This window comes from Curtobacterium sp. ZW137 (assembly GCF_003762905.1).
Taxonomy (GTDB): Bacteria; Actinomycetota; Actinomycetes; order Actinomycetales; family Microbacteriaceae; genus Curtobacterium.
This window is the reverse complement of record NZ_RJKS01000001.1, coordinates 1,059,825-1,071,037: the sequence shown is the minus strand read 5'-3', so window position 1 is coordinate 1,071,037 and position 11,213 is coordinate 1,059,825. Positions and strand designations below refer to the sequence as shown.

Here is an 11,213-nt window from a genome sequence, read left to right as displayed (position 1 = left end):
GCCTCGGCAAGCACTGACCTCGGCAAGAACTGACCAGGCGGGGCACGCGTCCCCGCCGCCCCGGTATCGTCGGGGGCATGGCGCAGATCGCGGTCGTCCCCGGCTCCTTCGACCCCGTGACCCTCGGTCACCTCGACGTGATCGGCCGCGCGGCCCGGCTCTTCGACGAGGTGCACGTCCTCGTCGTGCACAACCCGGAGAAGCCGTCCGCGATGTTCGACGCGGTCGACCGGGTCCGGCTGATCGAGGACTCCCTCGCCGAGGTCGGTGCCCCGGCGAACATCCGGGTCGGGGAGTGGACCGCCGGTCTCCTCGTCGACTACTGCCGGCAGGTCGGTGCGACGGTCCTGGTGAAGGGCGTCCGCTCCGGTGAGGACGTGGCGTACGAGACCCCGATGGCGATCATGAACCGCCACCTCGCCGACGTCGAGACGGTGTTCCTGCTGCCGGAGGCCTCCCGTGCGCACGTGTCCAGCTCGCTCATCCGGCAGGTCTCGACGCTCGGCGGCGACGTGAGCCCGTACGTCCCCGCTGTCGTGGACGCGGCGCTCCGCACGCGGAGCCGCTGAACGCGACACGGCACGCCGCTCCTCGACCTGACGGCGAACCCGCGCTAGGATGGTCGATCGTGTCTTCCCCCGTGAACAGCCCCTACGCCCTGCGCGTGCGTGACCTCGCGCACCGCCCGGGCGAGATGCGCGAGCACACGCTCGACATCGCCGTCCCCGAGACCCTCGGTGCCGGCGTGGTGGCCGTCCGTGAGGGCGCTGACATGCACATCGAGTTGCGGCTCGAGGGCCTCCACGAGGGCGTGCTCGTCTCCGGACACGCCTCCGCTGAGGCGACGGGGCAGTGCTCGCGCTGCCTCATCGACATCTCCGAACCGGTCGAAGTCGATTTCGCCGAGCTGTTCGCGTATGATCCCTCGGAGGATTTCGACTTCCATGTTCACGATGACCACGTGGATTGTGAACCGGTCGTTCGAGACGCGGTGGTGCTGTCACTGCCGTTCCAGCCGGTCTGCCGGCCGGACTGCCCCGGACTCGACCCGGAGACGGGCGAACGCCTGGCAGACCTGGGTGACCGCGCGGCTTCCGAGCCCACGGATCCCCGCTGGGCAGCACTCGGCGGACTGATGTTCGACGACAGCGACCGCACTCCCACCGACTGACCAACCGACCAACCGAAAGAGAACCACCATGGCCGTTCCCAAGCGCAAGCAGTCCCGTGCCAACACGCACGCCCGTCGTTCGCAGTGGAAGGCCGCGCCGGTCCAGCTCGTGAAGACGATCGAGAACGGCCAGGTCACCTACAGCCTCCCGCACCGCGCGAAGGTCGTCGAGGACTCGGCCGGCACGCCCCTGTACATGGAGTACAAGGGCCGCAAGGTCGCCGACGTCTGATCGGACGAACCACATGAGCACGACGTCCGGCTCCGCGGGGTCCAACCCCGCGGGGTCGGACGTTGCTCGTCTGCGTGACCTCCTCGGGGTCCCGGTGGACCCCGAGCTGCTCCAACTCGCACTGACCCACCGCTCGTTCGCGTACGAGCACGGCGGGATCAAGCACAACGAACGCCTCGAGTTCCTCGGGGACTCGATCCTCGGCCAGGCCGTGACGGTGAAGCTCTACCGCGACTTCCCGGACCTCGACGAAGGCGACCTGGCGAAGCGCCGGGCGAGCCTCGTCTCGACGGTCGCCCTCGCGGAGATCGCCCGGATCAACGGTCTCGGCGCCTTCCTCCGGCTCGGCAAGGGCGAGGAACAGACCGGCGGCCGTGACAAGTCGTCGATCCTCGCCGACACCGTCGAAGCCATCATCGGTGCCACGTACCTCTCCGCCGGGCCCGATGAGGCCACTGCGCTCGTGCTCCGGCTCGTCGAACCGCTGCTCATCGACCCGGATCGTTTCGGTGCCGCGATGGACCCGAAGACGAGCCTGCAGGAACTCGCGTCGGCGCAGTCCCTCGGCAACCCGGCCTACCGGGTCACCGAAGAGGGCCCTGACCACGACAAGACCTTCCACGCGACCGTGGTGCTTCAGGGCGAGGACATCGCCTCCGGTTCCGGTTCCAGCAAGAAGACGGCCGAGATGTCCGCCGCGCTCGACGCCTGGACGCGACTCTCCGGCCGCACCAGCGAGACGCCGGCAGCGTAGGGCGTGCCCGAACTCCCCGAGGTCGAGGTCGTCCGCGCCGGCCTCGAACCCGCCGTCAGCGGCGCCCGGGTCCTCGCGGTCCACGTCCTGGACGACCGGGCCCTGACCCGGCACGACGGCCCAGCCGAGGACTTCGCGCACCGCCTGACCGGCCGGACGATCGCCGCCGCCGTCCGTCGCGGCAAGTTCCTCTGGATGCCCCTCGCCGAGCCCGGTGACGACGGACGTCCCGAAGCCCTCGTCGCGCACCTCGGCATGAGCGGGCAGATCCTCCTCGGCCGTGACCGCCCCGCGGCGAAGCACCGACGCATCCTGCTCGAGGTGCAGCCGGCCGGCACGGACCGCGACGGCAGCCCCGAGCAGCCGGTCGAACTCGAGTTCGTGGACCAGCGCACCTTCGGCTCGATGGCGCTCGACGCGATGGTCCCGACGATCGACGGCGCTCCCGCCGGGTTCGCCGGCGTCGTCGACGTGGCCGAGCCGGATGCCCCGTGGCGCCGGAACGTCCCCGGGCAGGTCTCGCACATCGCCCGCGACCCGCTCGACCCGGCGTTCGACGACGCCCGGTTCATCCAGATGGCCCGGAAGCGCTCGAGCGGCATCAAGCGGGTGATCCTCGACCAGGGCGTCGTGAGCGGCATCGGCAACATCTACGCGGACGAGTCGCTGTGGGCCGCGAAGCTGCACTACGACCGCCCGGCCGACCGGCTCCCGCGGGCGAGCCTGCAGCTGCTCCTCGACGAGGTCCGGAGCGTGCTCGCGCGTGCGCTCGAGGACGGGGGCACGAGCTTCGACGCGCAGTACGTCAACGTGAACGGGCAGTCCGGGTACTTCTCGCAGCGGCTCAACGTCTACGGGCAGCAGGGCAAGCCGTGTCCCCGGTGCGGCACGACGATCGTCCGGGAGGAGTTCATGAACCGGTCGAGCCACATCTGCCCCGTGTGCCAACCGCGCCCACGCCTCCGGACGCGTTAGCCTGCCCGGGAGCGAGCCAACGACCCACCCGGAGACCGCATGTACTTGAAGAGCCTGACCATCAAGGGGTTCAAGTCCTTCGCGCAGCCGACGACGTTCGCGTTCGAGCCGGGCGTCACGTGCATCGTCGGTCCGAACGGGTCGGGCAAGTCCAACGTCGTCGACGCCCTCGCCTGGGTGATGGGGGAGCAGGGGGCGAAGACCCTCCGCGGCGGCAAGATGGAGGACGTCATCTTCGCGGGCACCTCGACCCGCGGGCCGCTCGGTCGCGCGCAGGTGCTCCTGACGATCGACAACGCCGACGGGCTGCTGCCGATCGACTACAGCGAGGTGACGATCTCCCGCACGCTGTTCCGGAACGGGGGCAGCGAGTACGCGATCAACGGCGAGAACTGCCGCCTGCTGGACGTGCAGGAGCTGCTGAGCGACACGGGCCTCGGCCGTGAGATGCACGTCATCGTGGGCCAGGGCCAGCTCGACAAGGTCCTGCACGCCACCCCCGAGGACCGCCGCGGCTTCATCGAAGAGGCCGCCGGCATCCTGAAGCACCGTCGTCGCAAGGAGAAGACCCTCCGCAAGCTCGACGCGATGCAGACGAACCTGACGCGGTTGTCCGACCTGGCGGGGGAGATCCGCCGCCAGCTGAAGCCGCTGGGTCGCCAGGCCGAGGTCGCCCGCAAGGCGCAGTCCGTCGCCGCGGTCGCCCGTGACGCCAAGGCCCGGATCCTCGCGGACGACGTCGTCCGCCTGCGCCGCGAGCTCCACGAGCACCAGGAGGTCGAGGCGGGCCGGAAGTCCGAGCGGATCGTGCTCACCGAGCGCCTCGACCAGACCCGCGCACGCCAGCAGCACGTCGAGCAGAGCATGGTCGGCGACGACGTCGACCGCGCCCGCACCGTGGTGCACCGGCTGGAGAGCGTCCAGGAGCGGCTCCGGGGGCTGTCGAGCCTCGCGAACCAGCGCTTGATGTTCCTCGCCCAGCAGGCCGACGCCCCACAACAGGGCCCCACGATCACGCCGGAGCGGGTGGCCGGTGTCCGTGCCGAGGCCGACCGGCTCGGCGCGCGGGCGACCGAGATGGCGAGCGGACAGGTCGCGGCGGCCGAGGCGGTCCGGAACGCCCGCGCCACGCTCGACGCCCTCGACGAGCGGATCGCCGCGCAGGCTGCGCTCGTCTCCCAGCACGACCTCGACGCCCAGCGCCTCGCCAGCACCGTGGACGTCGCGCGGTCGAAGCGGGGCTCGGCCGTCGCCGACCGTGAACGCCGCGAGCGTGCGCTGGCCGAGGCCACCGAGCGCGCCCGCACCGCAGAGGCGGCCCTCGCCGAGGTCGGCACCGACCCGTCCGCCGACACCGACCCGGAGGCGCTGCAGGCCGCGCTCGAGACCGCCCGCGAGCGGCTCGAACGCGCGCAGACCGCCCGCGACGACCTCCGTGACCGGCTGCACGCCCTCGAACGCGAGCGGGACGCCCTCGACGCCCGCGTCGCCGCGCTCGGCATGTCGATCGACGTCCGCGACGGCTCGCAGGCACTCATCGACGCCGGCCGCGCCGGCATCGTCGGCCGGCTGGCCGACCGCCTCACCGTCACGCCCGGGTTCGAGGGGGCGATCGCGGCGGCCCTCGACGGGCTCGCCGACGCGGTCCTCGCCGAGGACCGCACCGTCGCGCTCGACGCCGTCGCGCACGCCCGCCACGAGGACATCGGCCGCATCGACGTCGTCGTCGCCGACGGCGGAGCGCCCGGAACGGCAGACACCGCGGCCGTCCCGGTCCCCGCCGGCGTCCGCCGCGCACTCGACCTGGTCACCGGCCCGCCGGCACTCGCCGCGATCCTCGCCGACACGTTGGTCGCGGTGTCCGACGACGTCGACCTGGAGGCCGTGCTCGCCGCCGCCCCGCACGCCACGGTCGTGACACGCTCCGGTGACCTCGTCCGCGCGGTCCGGGTGACCGGTGGCGGTGAGCGGACCACGTCACGCATCGAACTCGTGGCGGAGCGGGACGCCGCCGTGGAGCGACGCGACGCGATCGCGACCGACGCCGAGGACGCGGCTACGGGCCTCCAGGCCGCGCGGAGCGCCGTGGACGAGGCGAGACGCGCCGCGGACGACGCCGACCGGGCGAGCCGTGCGCATGCCGCAGCGGTTGCGGAGTACGACCGGACCAGCGCCTCGGTGCGGGCGAAGGCGGAGAACGCGAGCGCCGAGGTGGAGCGGCTGCGCGCCGCGCTCGGCGAGACCGACGGTGCCGTGGAGGCCGCAGAGGCCGTGCTGGCCGAGGCGGAGCGGACACGGGACGCACACGCCGGCGAGCCCCGACCGACCGTGGATGCCTCCGAGCGACCGGCGCTGCTGGACGCACTCGAGGCCGCTCGGGCCGCCGAGATCGAACAGCGCATCCAGATCGAGACCGTCCGGGAACGCGTGCGGTCCGAGCGGGGGCGCGCCGCCCAGCTCGCCCGGCAGCTCGAGGCCGAGCGTGCCGCGGCGGAAGAGGCGGCACGGCTCGCGGTGATCCGACGTGGGCAGATCGCGACGGCGGAGAGCGTCCTCGCAGACCTGCCCGAGGTGCTCGCCGCGGTGGACCGCTCGCTCGCCGAGGCGCGGGTGCAGCTCGCGACCGAAGAGGCCGAGCGCGCGAAGCGGAACACCGAGCTGCAGACCATCCGGAACGAGGAGCGCGAGCTGCGGGACCGGCTGCAGTCCATCACCGACGGGGTGCATTCGCTCGAGATGGAGATCTACGAGAAGAAGCTGCACGTGTCGGGGGTGCTCGACCGGGCGCAGAGCGAACTCGGGCTCGTCGAGGCCGTGCTCGTGTCCGAGTACGGCCCGGACGTGCCGGTGCCCGTCGACGTGCTCGTGGACCCGCGGGTCCTGGCCCGGAAGCACCGGGAGGCGGAGCGGGCGGCTGCTGCTGCTGCGGCGGCGGACGGCGGCCTCGCCGACCCGGCGGACGACGACGGCGACGCCGCTGACCTGGCGGACCTCGACGACGGTGACGCGGTGGACCTCGTCGACGCCGAGTCGACGCTGCCGGGCGGCCCCGCGCTCCCCGATGACCTGCCGGACGCGCTGCCGGAGTTCGACGCGACCGCCGACGTCGACCTCGCCGACGTCGAGACCGTGCCCTACGTCCGCGCCGAGCAGGAACGACGCCTCAAGGCCGCCGAGCGTGACCTGGGTCAGCTCGGCAAGGTGAACCCGCTCGCGCTCGAGGAGTTCCAGGCGCTCGAGCAGCGGCACGGGTTCCTCACCGAGCAGCTCGATGACCTGCAGAAGACCCGCACGGACCTGATGACGATCATCGAGGAGCTCGACCAGAAGATGCAGACCATCTTCGAGTCGGCGTTCAACGACACGAAGGACGCGTTCGACGTCATCTTCCCGATCCTGTTCCCGGGTGGCTCCGGGTCGATCACGCTGACGAACCCGACGGACCTGCTCGCGACGGGCATCGACGTGCAGGTGAAGCCCGCCGGCAAGAAGATCGACCGCCTGACCCTGCTGTCCGGCGGGGAGCGGTCCCTGGCGGCGGTGGCGCTGCTCGTGGCGATCTTCACCGCGCGGCCGTCGCCGTTCTACATCATGGACGAGGTGGAGGCGGCGCTCGACGACGCGAACCTCGGCCGGCTGCTGACCGTGTTCGAGCGGCTCCGCGAAGCGTCGCAGCTCATCGTCATCACGCACCAGAAGCGGACGATGGAGATCGCCGACGCGCTGTACGGGGTGTCCATGCGGCAGGACGGCGTCTCCGCGGTGGTCGGGCAGCGCGTGCAGCGCCGCGTGCCGGCGACGGCGGAGCCGGAGCCCGCCGTCGCCTGACCCGGGGCACACCGCCTGCCGGTCCGGCGCGCGCCGCCCGCCGGCCCGGGGGCGCTACGAGGCGTCGGAGGACACCGTGGGCTGCGAGCCCGTCGGGGTCAGCCCCCGCGCCTGCCGCTTGCTCGACACCACGAGCGAGGCGACCGTCGCGACGGCGATCGTCAGCATGATGAACCCGAGCGAGAACCAGATCGGGATCTCCGGCGCCCACTCGATGTGCTCGCCGCCGTTGATGAAGGGCAGCTCGTTGACGTGCATGGCGTGGAACACGAGCTTCACGCCGATGAAGCCGAGGATGACCGCGAGGCCCTGGCCCAGGTAGATGAGTCGCTCGAGCAGCCCGGCGATCAGGAAGTAGAGCTGCCGGAGGCCGAGGAGCGAGAACGCGTTCGCGGTGAACACGATGAAGGCGTCCTGCGTCAGGCCGAAGATCGCCGGGATCGAGTCGAGCGCGAAGAGCACGTCCGTCAGGCCGATCGCGACCATCACGAGCAGCATCGGGGTGAAGAGCCGCTTGCCGTCGACGCGCGTGGTGAGTCGGTCGCCGTCGTAGTGGTCCGAGGTCGGGATGACGCGCTTGAGGATCCGGATGAGCCGCGAGTCGCCCTCGTCGGCGCTGTGGTCGTTGCCGCTCCGGGCCTGGGACCACGCGAGCCAGAACAGCAGCGCGCCGAACAGGTAGAACACCCACGAGAAGTTGTCGATGATCGTCACGCCGAGGGCGATGAACACACCGCGGGCGGCGAGGGCGATCGCGACGCCGACGAGCAGCACCTTCTGCTGGAACTCCTTCGGCACCGCGAAGGAGCTCATGATGATGAGGAAGACGAACAGGTTGTCGACGGACAGTGCCTTCTCGGTCAACCACCCGGCGAAGTACTCACCGCCGGCCTGGTGTCCGCCGAACACCCAGACGCCGATGCCGAAGACGATCGCGAGGGCGATGTAGACCGCGGACCAGATCGCCGATTCGCGGATGTGCGGCACGTGCGGGGTGCGCACGTGCGAGAAGAAGTCGAACACCAGCAACGCGAGGATGCCGGCGATGGTGATGAGCCAGACTGAGGTGGGGACGTCCAACGGAGTTCCTTCAGGTCGGGAGGCACACCCAGGTGATGGGTACGCCGAGGCCTGAAGGTCTCTTCCGTCGCGATCGGTCCGAGATCCGGGCCGCTCACGACCGGCGCCCCGGGCCCGGGTCGTTCCGGGCCGTACTGACGGGGTCACCGAGAGGGAATACTCCCCTTCGTGTCACCGAGCATACCGGGGACCGGCCGGGGGCGCCGCGCCCTAAGCTGGGAGCATGGCGAGTTCCTGGTCACTGTCCTCCCGGCTGCGCGGTCTCTTCCAGCGGAAGACCATCGACGAGACCACCTGGGACGACCTCGAGACTGCGCTGATCGGTGCGGACTTCGGCCCGGACATCTCCGAGGAGATCATCGAGGACCTCCACGCACGCGTCGACCGGTACGGCACGACCGACCCCGCCGACCTGCAGCGGATGCTGCGCGAGGTGCTCGAGGAACGGCTCTCGAAGCTCGACACCACCCTGAAGCTCAGCGCCCGGCCCGCCGTCGTGCTCGTCGTCGGGGTGAACGGCGTCGGCAAGACCACCACCATCGGCAAGTTCGCCAAGTTCCTCAAGACGTACGACCGCACCGTGCTGGTCGGCGCGGCGGACACCTTCCGCGCCGCCGCCGTCGAGCAGGTCGCCACCTGGGCCGAGCGGGCGGGCGTCGACGTGGTCCGTCCCTCGCAGCCCGGGCAGGACCCGGCGTCGGTGGCGTACCAGACGGTCGAGAAGGCCATCGCGGACGGCACCGAGATCGTCGTCATCGACACCGCCGGGCGCCTGCACACCAAGGCCGGCCTGATGGACGAGCTCGGCAAGATCAAGCGCGTCGTCGAGAAGCAGACCGAGATCGCTGAGGTGCTGCTCGTGCTCGACGCGACGACCGGGCAGAACGGCCTCGCGCAGGCACAGGCGTTCATCGAGGGGGCCGGCGTCACGGGTCTCGTCATCACCAAGCTCGACGGCTCCGCGAAGGCCGGGTTCGTGCTCAGCGTCCAGGAGAAGACCGGCATCCCGATCAAGCTGATCGGCCAGGGCGAGGGCATCAACGACCTCACCGGCTTCACCCCGCACGTCTTCGTGCAGAACCTCGTGGGCTGATCTCGGGTACCGTCTTCGCAGTACAGGGATCGTCCAGGTACGTCGGAAGGAGTCCCCACATGCCAGCACTGCTGATCATCGCGATCATCGTCGGCCTCGTCCTGCTCTTCAGCGGCATCTTCGTCGGTGCACTGAAGTTCCTGCTGTGGGTCGGGATCGTCCTCATCATCCTGGCCGTCATCGGCTGGTTGCTGCGGAGCATCCGCGGCCGCGCATAGGCGCGGAACGACCGACGGGAGGCACGGTGCCAGCTGGCACCGTGCCTCCCGTTCGTCGTGGGTCGCGCGCACCCGCCGAAAGCGACACCGCACGCCGGTTCGCGCCGCGCAGACGGCCGCGCGTTGTCGCTTCCGTCGCGGTCAGACCGCCTGACGTCCCGCCGGGGCGTCCACCAGGTGCGCGAGGTGAGCCGGGACCGTGCCGCCGCGCGCGACCGTCGCCCGCGCCCACAGCCGGCCGGCACGGTACGAGGACCGGACCAGGGGCCCGGCGAGGACCCCGGCGAAGCCCATGCCCTCGGCGAGTTCGCGGAGCTCGACGAACTCCTCCGGCCTGACCCAGCGCGCGACCGGCAGGTGCCGCGGCGAGGGGCGGAGGTACTGCGTCAGCGTGATGATGTCGGTGCCCGCGTCGTGGAGCTGCTGCAGGGCGTCCTCGATCTCGGCGCGCTCCTCGCCCATCCCGAGGATGAGGTTCGACTTCGTCACGAGGCCCGCGTCGCGCCCCTGCGTGATGACGTCGAGCGAGCGCTCGAACCGGAAGGCCGGACGGATGCGCTTGAAGATGCGCGGGACCGTCTCGACGTTGTGGGCGAAGACCTCGGGCCGGGCGGCGAAGACCTGCCCGAGCTGGTCTGGCCGGCCGTTGAAGTCCGGCACCAGGATCTCCACGCCGGTGCCGGGGGAGTGCTCGTGGATCGCCCGGATGGTCTCGGCGTAGAGCCAGGCGCCGCCGTCGTCCAGGTCGTCGCGGGCCACACCGGTGACCGTGGCGTAGCGGAGCCCCATGTCGGCCACGGAGTCCGCGACCCGGCGGGGTTCGTCGCGGTCGAGGGGGTCGGGCTTCCCGGTGTCGATCTGGCAGAAGTCGCAGCGGCGCGTGCACTGCGAGCCGCCGATGAGGAAGGTGGCCTCGCGGTCCTCCCAGCACTCGAAGATGTTCGGGCAGCCGGCCTCCTGGCACACCGTGTGCAGCTGCTTGTCCTTCACCAGGGCCGAGACGTCGCGGAACTCGGGGCCCTGGGTCGCGCGGGTCTTGATCCACGCGGGCTTGGTCTCGATCGGGGTCTCGGCGTTCCGGGCCTCGACACGGAGCATGCGGCGGCCTTCGGGGGCGAGGGTCATGCGGGGATCCGTTCCTTCGTACTCGTGCTCGTGGGCGTCCTCGCCGGCGTGCTCGCGGGCGAGCTCTGCGGGTGCGCGATCCGGGTGCCGGTCTGCATGCCGTGCACCGCGCCCTGGACGCGGGACGCGACCACCGCGGCGATCTCGTCGACGGTCACGGGCCTCCCGGCGGCCCTGGTCAGGGTGGTGACGCCGGCGTCGGCGATGCCGCACGGGACGATCGCCCCGTAGGCGTCGAGCGCGTTGTCGCAGTTGATCGCGATGCCGTGGCTCGTCACGCCCTCGGCGACGTGCAGGCCGATCGCACCGACCTTGGCGGTGCCGCCGCCGTCCGACCGGACCCACGCGCCGCTCCGGCCGTCGACGCGCTCGGCACGCACGCCGACCGCGGCTGCCGCGTCGAGGATCACCTGCTCCAGGTCACGGACCCACGCGACGACGTCGAGCGGTTCCGCGAGACGGACGATCGGGTAGGCGACGAGCTGGCCGGGGCCGTGCCAGGTGATGCGGCCGCCGCGGTCGACCTCGACGACCGGTGCGCCGTTCGTCGGGAGGTCGGAGGGCTCCGTGCGTCGACCGGCGGTGTACACGGGCGGGTGCTCGCAGAGGACGAGTGCGCCGGGGGAGCGGTCGGCGACGACGTCGGCGTGGAGGGCTCGCTGCAGGGCGAGGCCGTCGGCGTAGGGGAGCAGGCCCGGTGGGCGGACGACCTCGAGTTCCGGCATGCGGCGAGCGTA

Annotated in this window: 11 protein-coding genes; 8 read left to right on the top strand and 3 right to left on the bottom strand. The window is 71.4% G+C overall.

All coding sequences use genetic code 11. The annotated features are described in order from the left end of the window. Positions 1–77: 77 nt before the first annotated feature. Genes coaD through EDF55_RS04970 form a run of 6 tightly spaced genes read left to right on the top strand, consistent with a single transcriptional unit; the run spans position 78 to position 6,960 of the window. Entirely contained in the window at positions 78–569 is a 492-nt protein-coding gene (gene coaD / locus EDF55_RS04995) for a pantetheine-phosphate adenylyltransferase (protein ID WP_123653761.1), read from the top strand. Between the two features lie 59 nt (positions 570–628). Further along, on the top strand, positions 629–1,171 hold the full coding sequence (locus tag EDF55_RS04990) for a DUF177 domain-containing protein (RefSeq protein ID WP_311316814.1): 543 nt from the start codon (positions 629–631) through the stop codon (positions 1,169–1,171). A gap of 28 nt (positions 1,172–1,199) precedes the next feature. After that, positions 1,200–1,403 (top strand): 50S ribosomal protein L32, encoded by a 204-nt coding sequence (gene rpmF, locus EDF55_RS04985; RefSeq protein WP_056126067.1) that lies wholly within the window; start codon positions 1,200–1,202, stop codon positions 1,401–1,403. A 13-nt stretch (positions 1,404–1,416) separates the two neighbouring features. Beyond that, positions 1,417–2,157: a ribonuclease III gene (gene rnc, locus EDF55_RS04980; RefSeq protein WP_123653760.1), complete on the top strand. Its 741-nt coding sequence runs from the start codon at positions 1,417–1,419 to the stop codon at positions 2,155–2,157. A 3-nt stretch (positions 2,158–2,160) separates the two neighbouring features. Further along, positions 2,161–3,132: a bifunctional DNA-formamidopyrimidine glycosylase/DNA-(apurinic or apyrimidinic site) lyase gene (mutM, locus tag EDF55_RS04975; protein WP_123653759.1), complete on the top strand. Its 972-nt coding sequence runs from the start codon at positions 2,161–2,163 to the stop codon at positions 3,130–3,132. A 39-nt stretch (positions 3,133–3,171) separates the two neighbouring features. Further along, positions 3,172–6,960: an AAA family ATPase gene (locus tag EDF55_RS04970; protein WP_123653758.1), complete on the top strand. Its 3,789-nt coding sequence runs from the start codon at positions 3,172–3,174 to the stop codon at positions 6,958–6,960. 54 nt (positions 6,961–7,014) lie between these two features. On the opposite strand, the gene EDF55_RS04965 is transcribed toward EDF55_RS04970, so the two are convergent. Further along, complete coding sequence (locus EDF55_RS04965) at positions 7,015–8,040, bottom strand: TerC family protein (protein ID WP_123653757.1); 1,026 nt, start codon at positions 8,038–8,040, stop codon at positions 7,015–7,017. A 223-nt stretch (positions 8,041–8,263) separates the two neighbouring features. Here EDF55_RS04965 and ftsY point away from each other — a divergent pair, with 223 nt between their 5' ends. Together ftsY and EDF55_RS18590 are read left to right on the top strand one after the other, a co-directional pair. After that, positions 8,264–9,133, top strand: coding sequence for a signal recognition particle-docking protein FtsY (gene ftsY / locus EDF55_RS04960; protein ID WP_123653756.1), 870 nt, complete (start codon positions 8,264–8,266; stop codon positions 9,131–9,133). Positions 9,134–9,192: 59 nt separating this feature from the next. After that, positions 9,193–9,351: a DUF4175 domain-containing protein gene (locus EDF55_RS18590; protein ID WP_139199230.1), complete on the top strand. Its 159-nt coding sequence runs from the start codon at positions 9,193–9,195 to the stop codon at positions 9,349–9,351. Between the two features lie 141 nt (positions 9,352–9,492). Here EDF55_RS18590 and lipA read toward each other — a convergent pair whose 3' ends face one another. Both lipA and lipB read right to left on the bottom strand, forming a co-directional pair. Continuing rightward, positions 9,493–10,476: a lipoyl synthase gene (gene lipA, locus EDF55_RS04955; protein ID WP_123653755.1), complete on the bottom strand. Its 984-nt coding sequence runs from the start codon at positions 10,474–10,476 to the stop codon at positions 9,493–9,495. Continuing rightward, positions 10,473–11,201: a lipoyl(octanoyl) transferase LipB gene (gene lipB, locus EDF55_RS04950; protein WP_123653754.1), complete on the bottom strand. Its 729-nt coding sequence runs from the start codon at positions 11,199–11,201 to the stop codon at positions 10,473–10,475. Before lipB ends, lipA begins: the two co-directional genes overlap by 4 nt. Positions 11,202–11,213: the final 12 nt, after the last annotated feature.